Annotated in this window: 13 protein-coding genes; 8 read left to right on the top strand and 5 right to left on the bottom strand. The window is 69.2% G+C overall.

Going from position 1 to position 15,922, the window contains the following annotated elements; genetic code table 11:
• Positions 1 to 50 precede the first annotated feature (50 nt).
• Positions 51 to 1,241, top strand: coding sequence for an acyl-CoA dehydrogenase family protein (locus OHT21_RS37245; protein ID WP_328772666.1), 1,191 nt, complete (start codon positions 51 to 53; stop codon positions 1,239 to 1,241).
• Positions 1,242 to 1,280: 39 nt separating this feature from the next.
• Here the strand turns inward: OHT21_RS37245 and OHT21_RS37250 are convergent, their stop codons facing one another.
• Entirely contained in the window at positions 1,281 to 1,724 is a 444-nt protein-coding gene (locus tag OHT21_RS37250; RefSeq protein ID WP_328772667.1) for a cell division protein SepF, read from the bottom strand.
• A gap of 577 nt (positions 1,725 to 2,301) precedes the next feature.
• On the opposite strand from OHT21_RS37250, the gene OHT21_RS37255 reads away from it, so the two are divergent.
• The gene (locus OHT21_RS37255; protein WP_328772668.1) at positions 2,302 to 3,204 is read left to right on the top strand and encodes a S1 family peptidase; all 903 of its coding nucleotides are present in this window, start codon (positions 2,302 to 2,304) and stop codon (positions 3,202 to 3,204) included.
• A gap of 126 nt (positions 3,205 to 3,330) precedes the next feature.
• On the opposite strand, the gene OHT21_RS37260 is transcribed toward OHT21_RS37255, so the two are convergent.
• Positions 3,331 to 4,206, bottom strand: a complete 876-nt coding sequence (locus OHT21_RS37260) for an alpha/beta fold hydrolase (RefSeq protein ID WP_328772669.1) — start codon at positions 4,204 to 4,206, stop codon at positions 3,331 to 3,333.
• A gap of 98 nt (positions 4,207 to 4,304) precedes the next feature.
• Between OHT21_RS37260 and OHT21_RS37265 the strand changes: the two genes are divergently transcribed.
• The 4 genes from OHT21_RS37265 (at position 4,305) to OHT21_RS37280 (ending at position 11,461) form a co-directional block, all read left to right on the top strand.
• Positions 4,305 to 5,342: a slipin family protein gene (locus tag OHT21_RS37265; protein WP_328772670.1), complete on the top strand. Its 1,038-nt coding sequence runs from the start codon at positions 4,305 to 4,307 to the stop codon at positions 5,340 to 5,342.
• A 286-nt stretch (positions 5,343 to 5,628) separates the two neighbouring features.
• Positions 5,629 to 6,711 (top strand): S1 family peptidase, encoded by a 1,083-nt coding sequence (locus OHT21_RS37270; protein WP_328772671.1) that lies wholly within the window; start codon positions 5,629 to 5,631, stop codon positions 6,709 to 6,711.
• A gap of 278 nt (positions 6,712 to 6,989) precedes the next feature.
• The gene (locus tag OHT21_RS37275) at positions 6,990 to 10,487 is read left to right on the top strand and encodes a DNA polymerase III subunit alpha (RefSeq protein ID WP_328772672.1); all 3,498 of its coding nucleotides are present in this window, start codon (positions 6,990 to 6,992) and stop codon (positions 10,485 to 10,487) included.
• Positions 10,484 to 11,461 carry a DNA polymerase Y family protein gene (locus OHT21_RS37280; protein WP_328772673.1) on the top strand — a complete coding sequence of 326 codons (978 nt, stop codon included), beginning with the start codon at positions 10,484 to 10,486 and terminating at the stop codon, positions 11,459 to 11,461. The genes OHT21_RS37275 and OHT21_RS37280 overlap by 4 nt, the downstream gene beginning before the upstream one ends.
• 17 nt (positions 11,462 to 11,478) lie before the next feature.
• On the opposite strand, the gene OHT21_RS37285 is transcribed toward OHT21_RS37280, so the two are convergent.
• Positions 11,479 to 11,853: a cupin domain-containing protein gene (locus tag OHT21_RS37285; protein ID WP_328774368.1), complete on the bottom strand. Its 375-nt coding sequence runs from the start codon at positions 11,851 to 11,853 to the stop codon at positions 11,479 to 11,481.
• A 99-nt stretch (positions 11,854 to 11,952) separates the two neighbouring features.
• Here OHT21_RS37285 and OHT21_RS37290 point away from each other — a divergent pair, with 99 nt between their 5' ends.
• Entirely contained in the window at positions 11,953 to 12,399 is a 447-nt protein-coding gene (locus OHT21_RS37290; RefSeq protein WP_328772674.1) for a MarR family winged helix-turn-helix transcriptional regulator, read from the top strand.
• 173 nt (positions 12,400 to 12,572) lie between these two features.
• The gene (locus OHT21_RS37295) at positions 12,573 to 13,433 is read left to right on the top strand and encodes an esterase/lipase family protein (RefSeq protein ID WP_328772675.1); all 861 of its coding nucleotides are present in this window, start codon (positions 12,573 to 12,575) and stop codon (positions 13,431 to 13,433) included.
• A 63-nt stretch (positions 13,434 to 13,496) separates the two neighbouring features.
• Here the strand turns inward: OHT21_RS37295 and OHT21_RS37300 are convergent, their stop codons facing one another.
• Both OHT21_RS37300 and OHT21_RS37305 read right to left on the bottom strand, forming a co-directional pair.
• A complete protein-coding gene (locus OHT21_RS37300; protein ID WP_328772676.1) occupies positions 13,497 to 14,171 on the bottom strand; it encodes a response regulator in 675 nt (224 codons plus the stop codon).
• Entirely contained in the window at positions 14,168 to 15,859 is a 1,692-nt protein-coding gene (locus tag OHT21_RS37305) for a sensor histidine kinase (RefSeq protein WP_328772677.1), read from the bottom strand. Before OHT21_RS37305 ends, OHT21_RS37300 begins: the two co-directional genes overlap by 4 nt.
• Between the last annotated feature and the right edge of the window lie 63 nt (positions 15,860 to 15,922).

Here is a 15,922-nt window from a genome sequence, read left to right on the forward strand (position 1 = left end):
CAGCCGTGCGTTGTGGTTAACAGTGCTAGTTTTCGTCGCCGGAGGCCCCCATGTCCGCATCCTCGAAGCTGCCCCCCTTCGACCCCGCCGATCCCCTCGGCCTCGACGAGCTTCTCGAGCCGGAGGATCTGGCCGTCCGGGACACCGTTCGGTCCTGGGCCGCGGATCGGGTGATGCCGCACATCGCCGAGTGGTACGAGACGGGGGAGTTGCCCCAAATCCGGGAGCTGGCGCGGGAGTTGGGGGCCATCGGGGCGCTGGGCATGTCGCTCAGCGGGTACGGGTGTGCGGGGGCCAGTGCTGTGCAGTACGGGCTGGCATGCCTGGAGTTGGAGGCCGCCGATACCGGGATTCGGTCGCTGGTTTCCGTGCAGGGGTCGCTCGCCATGTACGCGATCCACCGATTCGGGTCCGAGGATCAGAAGCAACGGTGGCTGCCGCCGATGGCCGCCGGTGAGGTCATCGGGTGCTTCGGGCTGACCGAGCCCGATCACGGGTCCGACCCCGGGTCGATGCGTACGTACGCCAAGCGCGACGGGACCGACTGGGTCCTGAACGGGCGCAAGATGTGGATCACCAATGGCTCGGTCGCCGGCGTCGCCGTCGTCTGGGCGCAGACCGACGACGGGATCCGCGGCTTCGTCGTGCCCACCGACAGCCCGGGCTTCTCCGCGCCCGAGATCAAGCACAAGTGGTCGCTGCGGGCCTCGGTCACCAGTGAGCTCGTACTCGACGATGTGCGGCTGCCCGCGGATGCCGTGCTGCCCGAGGTCACCGGGCTGAAGGGGCCGCTGAGCTGTCTCTCGCACGCCCGCTACGGGATCGTGTGGGGTGCGATGGGCGCCGCGCGGTCGAGTTTCGAGGCGGCGGTCGAATACGCGAAGACGCGTGAGCAGTTCGGGCGGCCCATCGGCGGATTCCAGCTCACCCAGGCCAAACTCGCCGACATGGCGGTCGAACTGCACAAGGGGATTCTGCTCGCCCACCATCTGGGGCGGCGGATGGACGCGGGACGACTGCGTCCCGAACAGGTCAGTTTCGGCAAGCTCAACAACGTACGAGAAGCGATCGACATCTGCCGTACCGCGCGCACGATCCTGGGCGCCAACGGGATCTCGCTCGAATACCCCGTGATGCGGCACGCCACAAATCTGGAGTCGGTGCTGACCTACGAAGGCACCGTCGAAATGCACCAACTGGTGCTGGGCAAGGCGCTCACCGGACTCGACGCCTTCCGGTAGCCCTCGGGCTCCGGAAGGCGGGCCGGTGAGCGACCTTGCCTAGCTCTGATTGAAGAAACCGTCGGTCCTGCGGCCCACCGGCTCCCCGCTGACGATCTCCGTGTCGGCGGGGGTCAGCAGGAAGACGCGGTTCGACACGCGCTCGATCGAGCCGCGCAGGCCGAAGATCAGGCCGGCCGCGAAGTCGACGACGCGCTTGGCGTCGGCGGGCTCCATGGCCGTGAGGTTCATGATGACGGGGACGCCGTCCCGGAAGAGTTCGCCGATACCGCGGGCGTCCCGGAAGCTGTCCGGGGTGACCGTGCCGATCCGGCGGCCCTTCTCCTCGGCCGCCTCCGACGCCACCTTCACCCGCGGATCCGTGACCCAGGCATCCCGGGGCTCGGAACCTTCGGCGTAGTCGTCGTCGTAGTAACGCTCGTCATCGTTGTTGTTGTCGTCGACGAGGCCAAGCCAGGCACTCGCCTTGCGCACCGATCCCATGGACGCCTCCTCTCACAGCGGTCTTGTCTCTTTCCGCCTCCCCATGGTCGTCCATGATGCGGATGTCGCGCCAAGGGGATAGACGCCGCGCGGGGGTTTCGTGACGGTACTGGTGCACAACGAATTAGTCGAGAGCCCGCGTTTCCCAAGGCCCTTGCCGTATACGGCTGCTGACTAAGAGTGAAATATGATTCTTCACGGCGTATGGGTGACGGTCGGAGCGTACGGGTGAACGAGGTGGTCGATCCGGCGCCGTAACCGGACGTCTGACGGTGACTCAACGCCCGTCGCGGGACTGCCTGACGTGGGATTCGGGGAATACCTTGGGTATGTCGATTGCCGCGGGGGAGCGCAATCCGCACCCTCTGACCTCAGCAACCTCCGCGGGGCATACGCAAGTTGAACGCCGCACGGCCGAAAGGCGCCCTTGCGCAGGTCGGCCGGGCGGTCGAATATTCCGTCCAGCGCCTGTCAGGAGCACAACGTGTCCGGAATCCGGACATGTGGCTTCTGACTGTCGCCTCACGGGCCCCGACCCCACGCGGGCCCCCGACTTCCCATGTGGAGGAACGAAAAAGTGAGGACCAAGCGCACCACCCCCCGCAGCGGCATAGCGAGACGCACCCGGCTGATCGCCATCGGTGCCGGACTTGTGGCAGCGGCCGCATTCACCGTCCCCAACGCGAACGCGAGCGACGCACAGACCTTCAGCACGGCCCAGCTCAAGAAGGCCGGCGCCTCGGTACTCCAGGCCGATGTGCCGGGCACCGCCTGGGCGGTCGACGCCAAGACCAACAAGGTCATGGTCACCGTCGACAGCACCGTCTCCGACGCGGAGATCGCGAAGATCAAGGAAGCGGCGGGCGGCAACGCCGACGCCCTTCAGATCAAGCACACCCCGGGCAAGTTCAACAAGCTCATCCAGGGCGGCGACGCCATCTATGCGAGTAGCTGGCGCTGTTCCCTCGGCTTCAACGTTCAGAACAGCAGCGGTGCCCAGTTCTTCCTGACCGCCGGTCACTGCACCGACGGCGCCGGCACCTGGTACTCCAACTCCGGCCGCACCAATGTCATCGGCTCGACCGCCGGCTCCAGCTTCCCGGGCAACGACTACGGCATCGTGCGGTACTCCGGGTCCGTCAGCAGGCCCGGCACCGCGAACGGCGTGGACATCACCCGTGCGGCCACGCCGAGCGTGGGCACCACCGTCATCCGTGACGGCTCCACCACCGGTACGCGCAGCGGCCGGGTCACCGCCCTGAACGCGACCGTCAACTACGGCGGCGGCGACGTCGTCTCCGGTCTCATCCAGACCAACGTCTGCGCCGAACCCGGCGACTCCGGCGGCTCGCTCTACGGCAGCAACGGCACCGCGTACGGCCTGACCTCGGGCGGCAGCGGCAACTGCTCCGTCGGCGGCACCACGTTCTACCAGCCGGTCACCGAAGCCCTGAGCGCCTACGGGGTCAGCGTCTACTGATCGGCGCGCACGGCACGTAGCAAGGCACGAAGAACACAGGTACGCAGCCAGCAGTGGACGAGCCTTCGCACGTATGCACGTACGTATGTGTGCTGCGGGGGCTCGTCCTCCCCGTACAAGGACTCCTCAGGCGGACGCTCGCGGCACCAGCCAGTCGAGTACGTCCGGAAGGGCCTCCAGGGCCGCGAAGTGACCGGCCTCCGGGTCCAGTACAGGGCGGGCGCGCGGGATGCGTTCGGCCAGCCACTCGAAGTGGCTCACGGGGGAGAAGGTGTCCTGGGCGCCGTGCCACAGCAGTACGGGCCGGGTGATCGACGCGGGGTCGAAGCCCCAGTTGCTCAGCAGGGCGAGATCGTCGTCGATCCAGCCGTACGCCGATTCGCGCAGCGCCTCGCGGAAGGTGCGCAGCAGCATCTCGCTGACGGCGGGCTGGGCGAGGATCCGCCGGTCGGAGTCGGTGAGGCCGTCGCGGATCGACACCAGGAGCTGGGCCGGGTCCTTGCGGATCGCGGCGGCCCGCGCGGAGATGCGCTCGGCGAAGTCCAGCGGGTCGGTCAGCGCCTGGGTGAACTCCTCGACGTTGGAATGGGCCATCCCGTCGAACCAGCGCAGTCCCTTGGCGTCCGGTGGCGCGAGGCTCATCATCGCCGCTGTGCGCCGCACCCGGTTCGGCAGCAGCGCCGCGCAGGCCAGCGCGTGCGGGGCACCGCCGGAGCGGCCGAGCACCGCGAACCGGCCGAGCTTCAGGGCGTCGGCCACCGCGGCCACGTCCCGCGCCGCGTGCGCCACCCGGCGGCCCGGGCCACGGTCCGAATCCCCGTACCCCGGGCGGTCGTACGCGATGAACCGCACCCCGGGGCGCGCGTCCACCAGATCCTGAGGCACCGCCCCGGACCGGCAGCCCGGTGTGCCGTGCAGCACCACCACCGGCGTGCCGTCCGGGTCGCCCCACTCCTCGACCGCCAGCCAGCGTCCGTCCCGCATCCTCACGCCGTTCGGCACCTTTGTCCTCCATCTCCCCTTCGCGTGCGGCCCGGAGTTACCGTCGAAGTACATGAAGTACACACCTGACGCGCCCGATACGGACCCTGGGGGTCGCAATGATCGAGGAGCTGGTGACGGCCGGGCTGACTCTCGGATCCGTCGGAGCGGTGTACGTGGCGGCGGCGGCCCGAGTCGTCAAACAGTACGAGCGGGGCGTGGTCCTCCGGCTCGGCAAGCTGCGATCCGAAGTGCGCGGGCCCGGATTCACCATGATCGTGCCCATCGTGGACAAGCTCCAGAAGGTCAACATGCAGATCGTGACGATGCCGGTGCCCGGGCAGGAGGGGATCACCCGGGACAACGTCACGGTGCGCGTGGACGCCGTCGTCTACTTCAAGGTGGTGGACGCCGCCGACGCGGTCATCCGAGTCGAGGACTACCGGTTCGCGGTGGCGCAGATGGCGCAGACGTCGCTGCGCTCGATCATCGGCAAGAGCGAGCTGGACGATCTGCTGTCCAACCGCGAGAAGCTCAACCAGGGCCTGGAGTTGATGATCGACAGTCCGGCCGTGGAGTGGGGTGTCTCCATCGACCGGGTCGAGATCAAGGACGTATCGCTGCCGGAGACGATGAAGCGGTCCATGGCGCGGCAGGCGGAGGCCGACCGGGAGCGGCGGGCCCGGGTCATCAACGCCGACGCCGAGCTGCAGGCCTCCAAGAAGCTGGCGGAGGCGGCCAAGGAGATGGCCGATACCCCTTCCGCCCTCCAACTGCGGCTGCTGCAGACCGTGGTGGCGGTCGCGGCCGAGAAGAACTCCACGCTCGTGCTGCCCTTCCCGGTGGAGCTGCTGCGCTTCCTGGAGCGTGCGCAGCAGCCGGCGCAGCCCTCCCAGCAGCAGCCTTCGATGCCCTCTCCGGAGTTGTTCGCCCAGCTTCAGAAGCTGTTGGCGCAGCCTCAGCAGCAGTTGACCGAGGCGAAGGAGCCGTCGGCCGGGTCGTCGGCCGGGTCTTCGTCCGAGTCGTCCTCCAAGTCGTCGTCGGAGCTGGAGCGGTCGGTGCCGTCGGTGGAGGAGCAATCGCTGCGGGACCAACTCCCGCCGGTTCCCGAGCCGTTCGATCTGGACTCCGGAGGGTCGAAATCCGGACAGGTGTAGACCTCACAGAGAGCCCATAGTTACTCGCCCGTAGTGTTTGCTACGGGAATTGACGTGGTGTTTATTACGGGCACTCAACGCGCGTCAACCTGCGGGGTGTGCGCGCTCGTTACCGAGTGCGCGTCCTGAACTAGACCTTGTGTGCCCCCCATAAGGATCGGAATAGTGGGCGGCGTCCTTGGCGTGGACGTGGCTTTTGCTGTTTGTCGTGTCCATGCCCGCAAGCCTTCCGGTCCGTGACGGCCCCCACAGTCGTCGCGGCCGACCCCCCACAGGAGGACGTAAGTTGAAGCACCGACGCATACCCAAGCGGCGTGCCGCCGTGGCTGGTGCGGGAATCGCCGCACTCGTGGCCGCGGGAGTCACCTTCCAGTCCGCGAACGCGAGTGAGACCACGGCCGCACCCAAGCCGGACACTCTCTCGATCAAGGCGGCCGGAAAGCTCGCCTCCACGCTCGGCAAGGACCTCGGTGCCGACGCGGCGGGAACGTACTACGACGCGAAGGCCAAGAACCTCGTCGTGAACGTGCTCGACAAGGCCGCGGCCGACGCCGTCGAGTCGGCGGGAGGCAAGGCCAGAATCGTCGAGAACTCACTCGCCGAGCTGAAGAGCGCCCGTACGACGCTGAAGCAGGACGCGACGATCGCCGGCACCTCGTGGGCGACCGACCCGACGACGAACAAGATCGTCGTCACCGCGGACCGTACGGTCAAGGGCGAGAAGATGGCCCAGCTGACCAAGGTCGTCGACAAGCTCGGCGCCAAGGCCGAACTCAAGACCACCAAGGGTGAGTTCAAGAAGTTCATCGCCGGCGGTGACGCCATCACCGGTGGCGGCAGCCGCTGTTCGCTCGGCTTCAACGTGGTCAAGGGCGGCGAGCCGCACTTCCTGACCGCCGGGCACTGCACCGAGTCGATCACCAGCTGGTCGGACGCGGACGGCAACGTGATCGGTGAGAACGCCGACTCCAGCTTCCCGGGTGACGACTACGGTCTGGTGAAGTACACCGCGGACGTGGAGCACCCGAGCGAGGTGAACCTCTACGACGGCACCGCCCAGGAGATCACGGCCGCGGCCGAGGCCACCGTCGGCATGGAGGTCGTTCGCAGCGGTTCCACGACCCAGGTGTCCGACGGCTCGGTCACCGGTCTGGACGCCACCGTGAACTACGGCGGCGGCGACGTCGTCGAGGGGCTCATCCAGACCGACGTCTGCGCCGAGCCCGGTGACAGCGGCGGTGCGCTCTTCTCGGGCACCAACGCGATCGGCCTCACCTCCGGCGGCAGCGGTGACTGCACCTCCGGCGGCGAGACCTTCTTCCAGCCGGTCACCGAGGCCCTTGAGGCCACCGGTACCGAGATCGGCTGACAGCTCCACCAACTCGCTCCACCTCGCTCCATCGCTCGAAGGGCCCCGTCCCCGCGCAGTTTCCGCGGGGGCGGGGTCTTCGTGTGTCTTGTGCTGTTTTCGGCGTTTACGCAGGTGGGGCCGGGTGACTGGGTGGGTGGAACGTTCGGAGGCGACTCCTGAGTGGATCCCGGACCGATGTCGCACACATGTTCGAGAATTGGTCTATGGTGGGGGCGAGGGAGCAGGAACGAACGTTCGAGGGCTGGCGTGGGAGCCCCTGGAGAGTGGAGGTGCGCGTGCCGGACTTCACGCATCTGCACACCGTCTCCGGGTTCTCCCTGCGCTACGGGGCCTCCCACCCGGAGCGGCTGGCCGAGCGCGCCTCCGAACGCGGCATGGACGCCCTCGCCCTCACCGACCGCGACACCCTCGCGGGCACGGTCCGGTTCGCCAAGGCCTGCGCCGCCGCTGGTGTACGTCCGCTGTTCGGGACGGAGCTCGCGGTGGCTCCGCCGGAGCGGGGTACGGGGCGGGGTACGGAGCGGGCGCGGCGGCGCACTCCCGTACGTGGCGGTGCCTTCATCGACGAATCGACACCTCGCGTGACCTTCCTCGCCCGGGAAGGCGCCCTCGGCTGGGCCGAGCTGTGCAGAATCGTCACGGCCTCGCATGCGGGCGGCGAAGAGCTGCCCCTGCTGCCCTGGGCGGACAACCATGCCGAGGGCCTGACCGTACTGCTCGGCCCCGCCTCCGACGTGGGCCGCGCGCTCGCCGCCGGCCGCCCCGACCGGGCCGCGAAACTCCTCGCGCCCTGGCGGGAGATCTACGGTGACGCCCTGCGCCTCGAAGCCGTCTGCCATGGACGCGAGGGCACCGGACCCGGCTCGCTGCGCCTGGCCGCCCGCACCGTCGGCTTCGCCGCAGAGCAGCGGGTGCGCCCGGTGCTCAGCAACGCCGTCCGGTACGCCGACCCGGGCATGGGCCCCGTCGCCGACGTACTGGACGCCGCCCGCCGCCTCGTACCCGTCGACCCCCGCAAGCTGGACAGCGGCGAGGCCTGGCTCAAGGACGCGGGCGCCATGCACGGCCTCGCCGAACGGATCGTGGAGGCCGCGGGATACCGCCGCGACGCCGCGCACCACCTGCTGGAACAGACCCGGGCCACGGCCGAGGAATGCCTCGTCGACCCCGAGGACGACCTCGGCATCGGCGCCGTCCACTTCCCCGAGCCGCATCTCGTCGGCGCCGACCGCCGCACCGCGCAGCGCGTGCTGGCCTCGCGCGCGGCGGCGGGCATGGTGCTGCGCGGCTATGACTCACGGCGCGTGTACTGGGAGCGCATGCACCGGGAACTGGACATCATCGCCCACCACCACTTTGCCACCTACTTCCTGACGGTCGCTCAAGTCGTGGACGACGTACGGAAGATGGGTATCCGGGTGGCCGCGCGCGGCTCCGGTGCCGGATCGCTCGTCAACCACCTCCTCGGTATCGCGCATGCGGATCCCGTCGAACACGGGCTGCTGATGGAGCGGTTCCTGTCCAAGCGCCGGGCGGTCCTGCCCGACATCGACATCGACGTGGAGTCCGCGCGTCGGCTTGAGGTCTATCGCGCGATCATCGACCGGTTCGGCACCGAGCGTGTCGCCACCGTCGCCATGCCCGAGACCTATCGCGTACGGCACGCCATCCGCGACGTCGGCGCCGCCCTCTCCATGGACCCCGCCGACATCGACCGGATCGCCAAGTCCTTCCCGCACATCCGCGCCCGCGACGCCCGCGCGGCCCTGGACGAACTGCCCGAACTCCGTGAACTCGCGGGCGAGAAAGACAAGTACGGCAGGCTGTGGGAGCTGGTCGAAGCGCTCGACGCACTCCCGCGCGGAGTCGCCATGCACCCCTGCGGAGTGCTGCTCTCCGATGCCTCACTCCTGTCCCGTACGCCGGTCATGCCGACCAGCGGCGAGGGGTTCCCGATGGCGCAGTTCGACAAGGACGACGTCGAGGATCTCGGGCTGCTCAAGCTCGATGTGCTGGGCGTGCGGATGCAGTCCGCGATGGCGCACGCGGTGGCGGAGGTGAAGCGGGCGACGGGTGTGCCCGTGGACCTGGACGCGGTGCCCGAGGGCGACCCGGCGACGTATGAACTCATCCGGTCCACCGAGACGTTGGGCTGCTTCCAGATCGAGTCGCCGGGTCAGCGGGATCTGGTCGGCAGGCTGCAGCCCGCGAACTTCCACGATCTCGTGGTCGACATCTCGCTGTTCCGTCCCGGGCCGGTCGCCGCCGACATGGTGCGGCCGTTCATCGCGGCGCGGCACGGCCGGGCACCGGCCCGCTATCCGCACCCCGACCTGGAGAAACCGCTGCGGGAGACCTACGGAGTCGTGGTCTTCCACGAGCAGATCATCGACATCGTGCACCTCATGACCGGCTGCGGACGCGACGAGGCCGACCAGATCCGGCGCGGCCTTTCCGACCCCGAGTCGCAGGGGCGGATCCGTTCCTGGTTCGCGCAGCATGCGGCCGCGCGGGGATACGACGCGGAGACGATCGCCCGTACCTGGGAGATCCTCGAGGCCTTCGGCTCGTACGGCTTCTGCAAGGCGCACGCGGTCGCCTTCGCCGTACCGACGTACCAGTCGGCGTGGCTGAAGGCCCATCATCCGGCCGCTTTCTACGCCGGGTTGCTCACGCACGACCCCGGGATGTATCCGAAGCGGCTGCTGCTCGCGGATGCGCGGCGGCGTGGGGTGCCGATCCTGCCGTTGGACGTGAACCGGTCGGCGGTCGCCCACCGTATCGAACTGGTGTGCGGTAAGGGGGGTTTGCCGGACCGTTGGGGCGTAAGGCTGGCTCTCTCCGACGTACACGGCATCAGTGAGGCCGAGGCGGCGCGGATCGCGGACGGGCAGCCGTACGCCTCCCTGCTCGACTTCTGGGAGCGGGCCCGGCCGAGCAGGCCGATCTCCCAACGGCTCGCGCAGGTCGGCGCGTTGGACGCGTTCGGCGCCAACCGGCGTGATCTGCAACTGCACCTGGCCGAACTGCACCGGGGCGCGCGCGGCGGGCGCGGGGCTCAACTCCCCTTGTCCGGCGGGCGGAACACCGCCTCCGCCGGGCTGCCCGACCTCGACGACGCGGAGAAGCTCAGCGCCGAACTGGGGGTGCTCTCCATGGACGCCTCGCGCAATCTGATGGACGATCACCGGGAGTTCCTGGAGGAGCTGGGCGTGGTCACGGCGCGCCGGCTGCGGGAGGCGCGGCACGGCGAGACGGTCCTGGTCGCGGGCGCCAAGGCGGCCACCCAGACCCCGCCGATCCGCTCCGGCAAGCGGGTCATCTTCAGCACGCTGGACGACGGCACCGGTCTTGTCGACCTCGCCTTCTTCGACGACTCCCACGACGCCTGCGCCCACACCGTCTTCCACTCCTGGCTCCTGCTCGTACGCGGTGTTGTCCAGCGCCGCGGCCCGCGCAGCCTCAGCGTGGTCGGCTCGGCGGCCTGGAACCTCGCCGATCTGGTGGAACTGCGGTACGAGGAGGGGCTGGACGGGGTGGCACTGCGACTGGCCGAGCCCAGTGGGGGACCCGGGGCTGCCGGTGATGGCGGGGGAGCGGGGGAAGCGGGGGATTCCGAGGGCTCCCGGGGCGAGGGAGATTCGGCGGGCGACCGGCGAATCCATATGCCCACGGGATACGAAATGCATCCGTGGGCGGATCTGCGCCCGGCGGGCGAAGGGCCCGCGAGCGGAAGGAAGTTGTGGCACCAGAGTCCGGGGAGTGCGGGATGACCATCCTCTGCGTACGTTTTCAGCTGAGTCCGGAGTACGAGGCTGCCCTGCCCCAACTCCTCGGAATGCTCGAGGAGTTCACCCCCGTCATCGAGGCGCTGCCGCCGGACGGAGCGCTGCTGGACCTGCGGGGTGCCGAGCGGTACTTCGGGCGGGACGTGGTGGGACTGGCCTCGCTGATACGGGTGCGGGCGCTCGCCTGGTACGGGGTCGAGTGCGCGATCGGGGCCGGGCCCGGGCCGATGTTCGCCCGCATGGCGCTGCGCGGCACCAGGCCGGGGGAGACCCGCGTGGTGCCCGAAGAGGCCGGCGCCCGCGCGGAGTTCCTGGGTGAACAGCCGGTCGCGGCGCTTCCCGGAGTCGGTGCCGCCACCGCCCGCACCCTGTGCGAGTACGGCCTCGACACCGTCGGCAAGGTCGCCGCCGCGCCGCTGTCGACCCTGCAACGGCTCACCAGCGCCCGTACCGGCCGCGAACTGCGCGAGAAGGCACAGGGCATCGACCGCGGCCGGGTGGTACCGAATGCCGTCTCTCGCTCGCTTGCCGCCGAACGGCCCTTCCCCCGCGACGAGTTGGACCCCTCTCGGCACCGGCGCGCCCTGCTCTCCGCCACCGAGGAACTAGGCGCCCGGCTGCGCGCCCTGGAAAAGGTGTGCCGCACGCTCACCCTCACAGTCCGCTACGCCGACCGCTCCCTGACCACCCGCACCCGTACGCTCCCCGAGCCGACCGCCCACTCCCCGGCACTCACCGACGCCGCGTACCGCATGTACGAGGCACTCGGTCTCCAACGCGCCCGAGTGCGCGCACTCGCCCTCCGCGCCGAGGGCCTGACTTCCGCCGACCAGGCCTCCCACCAGCTCACCTTCGACGCGCTGGACGAGAAGGCGCGCCGCATAGAGGAGGTCGCGGACCGGGCGCGGGCGAAGTTCGGGCCGCGGGCGGTGATTCCGGGGTCGCTGGCCTTAGTGTGAGTGCCTTTGGGGGGCGGTCAGTTGGCCCAGGGCGGGGTGATTCGGCTGCCGTCGGTCAGCTCTGCCTCCAGGCCGATCGAGGTGGTGACCCAGGAGACCGCAGTCCGGTCGGTGGGGTTCTCGACGCGGAGGGTGGCGCCCGGGTTGATGATCACGGTGTCGCCCGGGGCGATGCGTTCGGTGCGGTCGTCGAGGGTGATGAGGAGTTCGCCTTCGAGCAGGTGAAAGATCTCCTCGCGGTTGACGGTGTGCGCGGGGGCTTTGGTCCCGGCGGGTATCTCGCCGCGCCAGGCGCACAGTTCTTTGCTGCCGGTGCGGGGAGTGGCGTACGAGATGAAGCGGGCGCCGTGGATCTCGTGGGTCACGGCTTCGGACGAGCGGACTACGGGCATGGCGGCCTCCGGCCGATAGGTGGTCAAGCTGCTTGACTACTACGTGAGGCTTATGGTCAAGCAGCTTGACCAGTCCGTCAAGGGTGTTTCAATGCATGCGTGCAGAACTCCGAGGCCATGGCCCTGTCCGCCGCCCTGCTCGCCGTCGCGGGCGAGCTGACGCAGCGCATTCATGACGGGGTCGAGGCCCGCGGCTTCGAAGGGCTTCGGCCGGCCCATGGGTTCGCCTTCGCTCGGCTTGCGCCGGATGGGGCGACGGTCACCGAACTTGCCGCCCATCTGGGCGTGACCAAGCAGGCGGCGAGTCAACTTGTCGATGAGGTTGTGCGCAAGGGATACGCCGAGCGGCGGCCCCATCCCGATGACGCGCGCGCCCGGCTGGTCGTGCTGACCGAGCAGGGGTGGGCCTGCACTCGGGCCGCGGAGGAGGCGGCGGCTGAGGCCGTGCGGCCGTGGGTGGAGTTGCTCGGAGAGTGTGAAGTGCGGGGGTTGCGGGAGCGGTTGGGGCGTATCGCGCCCTCCGGGCCCATCAGGCCCATCTGGTGACGGGTCGTTACCGAGGGCTGGTCGCGTCGTTGGCTATCACTGGAAGTTTTTGCTGACGCGTACTTCACACTTGCACTACTCGTCCGTAACTTGACAAGTGAACAGCATCCTCGTGATCCGGGTCACAGGGCGTACGTCGTCGCAACTCCCTTGAGCCGCAAGGAGATCACTCGATGCTGCCCTGGAAGCGAGTGGCCAGATATCTGGCCGCGCTGCTGCTGACCGCCGCCGTCCTCGTCACCCCCGCCGCCACCGCACAGGCAAAGGCCGCCCCCAGTTCGGGCTGGAACAACTACTCCTGCAAGCCCTCCGCCGCCCATCCCCGCCCGGTCATCCTCGTCCACGGCACCTTCGGGAACTCCGTCGACAACTGGCTGGCCCTCGCGCCGTATCTGAAGAAGCGCGGCTACTGCGTCTTCTCGCTCGACTACGGCCAACTCCCCGGCGTCCCCCTCTTTCACGGCCTAGGCCCGATCGACAAGTCGGCAGGACAACTCCAGGCCTACGTCGACAAGGTGCTCACCGCGACCGGCGCCGCCGAGACCGACCTCGTGGGCCACTCGCAGGGCGGACTGATGCCCCGCTACTACCTGAAGTTCCTCGGCGGAGCCGCCAAGGTGAAGGCCCTCGTCGGCCTCGGGCCCAGCAACCACGGCACCACCCTGAACGGCCTCACCAACCTGCTGCCGTACTTCCCCGGCGCGGGCGACCTGCTGTCCAAGTCCACGCCGTCCCTCGCCGAGCAGACGGCCGGCTCCGCCTTCCTGGCCAAGCTCAACGCGGGTGGCGACACGGTGCCGGGCGTCGACTACACGGTCATCGCCACCAAGTACGACGAGGTGGTCACGCCGTACCGTTCGCAGTTCCTCGTCGGCCCGAACGTACGCAATGTCGTGCTCCAGGACCTGTGCGCGGTCGACCTCTCCGAGCATGTGGCCCTCGGCCTCTTCAGTCGCGTCGCCCACCACGAGGTGGCCAACGCCCTTGATCCGGCGCGCGCCAAGCCGACCACCTGCGCTTCCGTCTGGAACTAGGCCTCGTGCCGAAGGTGGCGTCGCCGGGCAGACGCCACCTTCGACACGGGCCCCAGGCCAGCCCTAGGCCTGCCACTGGTAGCGGCGCTCGGGCCGGCCCGTGTGCCCGTAGCGCAGCGACACCTCGGCCCGGTCCGTGACGGTGAGGTACTCGAGGTAGCGGCGTGCGCTGACACGGGAGATGCCGACCCGGGTCGCGCACTCGGCCGCGGACAGGGTTCCTTCGGCTGTGCGCAGTACGCGTTCGACCAGTTCCGCGGTCTCCACGCTCATCCCCTTCGGCAGTGTGGGCGTCTTGGCCGACGTCGCCACCCTGCCCAGTGCCCGGTCCACGTCGGCCTGCCCGGTTACCACGGCGGCGTGCAGATTGCCGCGCCGGGCGCTGTAACGTTCCAGTCGTTCCTTGAGGTCGGCGGCGTCGAACGGTTTCAGCAGGTAGTCGACCACGCCCTGCCGGACGGCGCCCCGGACGGCCTCTGCCTCGCGGGCGGCGCTGATCACCAGCACATCGCAGTCATGGCCCGCCGTCCGCAGCCGGGGAATGACATCCAGACCGAACATGTCGGGCAGATAGAGATCGAGGAGAACCAAGTCGGGCTGCAACTCGGCGACGGCGGTGAGCGCCTGCTCCCCGCAGTTCACCGTTCCGACCACACGGAAGCCCTCGACACCGTCGACGAATCCGCGGTGGATCCGCGCCACCATGAAATCGTCCTCGACAACCAGTACATCGATCACCGGACTCCCTCCGTCTCGCGATCGGTCAACTGCCCCACGGACATCCGGGCCGTGAACATGGCGCCCGGCTCTGTATTGGCCACCGACACCTCGCCACCTCTGCGCGTGCAGACCAGCCGGGTGAGCGCCAGACCGATACCGCGGTCGCCACCCTGTGCGGCCTTCGTGGTGAAGCCGTGGGAGAACACCTCCTGCGCGAGCTCGGGAGCCACGCCGGGGCCCGAGTCGCGTACCACGATCTCCACGCTGGAGGCGTCCTGGCGCAGCTCGACCTCCACCCAGGCGTCGTCCTCGTGGCCCGAGGCCGCGGCCGCGTCGAGGGCGTTGTCGACGAGATTCCCGAGCACCGTCGCCACGTCCGCGGCGTCCATCGGCTCCAGCCTGTCCAGCGCCGTGAGCTCCGAGATCCGCAGCCTGACCTTGCGCTCCGCCGCGAGCGCGGACTTGGCCATGAGCAGCGCGGCGACGGCCCGGTCGCGGACCCGGCTGGTGAGGGTCAGATCGAGCGACTCACGGTGCTTCCGCAGGGCACGGACGTAACGTACGACCTCGTCGTGCTCGCCGATCTGGATGAGTCCGGAGATGGTGTGCAGCTGGTTGGAGAACTCGTGGGCCTGCGCTCGAAGCAGTTCGGTGCTGCTGCGGAACGAGCCCAGTTCGCGTTCGAGTTGGGCCAGTTCCGTACGGTCCCGAAGGGTTGTCACCGAGCCCAGCCGACGGCCGTCCTTGGTGACGTCCATCCGGTTCATCACCAGCACCCGGCCCCGGCGTACGACCACCTCGTCGCGCCGCTCGGTGGCGTGTTCGGCGCCGTGCTCACCGGCTTGACTGTGCTCGGTGCCGTGCTCACCGCCGGTCCCGGCCAGTACGTCGTACAGCCTGCCCGCGATCCCCAGATCGCCCAGGCTCATTCCGACGCAGTCCTCGGGAAGCTCGAGCAGTCTGCGGCCGACCTCGTTGACCAGGGTGATCCGTAGCTGCGGGTCGAGCGCGACCACGCCCTCGGCGATACCGAACAGCATCGCCTCGCGGTGCTCGGCGAGACCGGCGATCTCGCGGGGTTCGAGGCCGAGGGTCTGGCGCTTGATCCGCCGGGCCAGCAGCCAGGACCCGGCCACCCCGAGCACGCTCGCGATGCCGAGGTAGGTCAGCAGATACGACGAGGCGCCGCTCAGACGCTGCCAGACCGTCGGCGAGGCCCGTCCGACCATGACCGTGCCGAGATGCTTGCCGACGTCGGGCTTTTTCTCGCCGAGTACCGGGACTTGGGCCACCAGCTCGCGGACCCCGTCCACCGGCAGCTCCCCCGACCAGCCGCGCGCCTGCGACACGCTCGGCCCGTCGACCGGCAGCCGCGTCCCCACCAGCGTGGGATTGGTGGCCGCGACGATCCGGCCGTGGGCGTCGGCGACCGTGACGGAAGTGACGTTCGCCGGGGTGAGCTTGGTCTGGAGCAGCGGTGCGAGGGTCTCGGCGGGTGCGGGACGGACGAGCTGGCTGCGCATGAGTGGGTTTCCGGCCAGTTCCTCGGCGAGGGCGGTCACCCGGCGGCCCTCGACCCGGTCGAACGTCGCCTTCGACTGCGACAGCGAGACGGCGGCGACCGCGACGAGCACGACCACGACGCCGACGAGCTGCAATACCAGCAGCTCACCGGCGAGCGTATGGCGGCGGGACGTCACGACCACTATGAACTCAACCTTCAATGCTCACACAAGGGAGACGGGCTGTCCGAGGAACCGCACAATCAT

The sequence above is a fragment of the Streptomyces sp. NBC_00286 genome, from assembly GCF_036173125.1.
Taxonomy (GTDB): Bacteria; Actinomycetota; Actinomycetes; order Streptomycetales; family Streptomycetaceae; genus Streptomyces.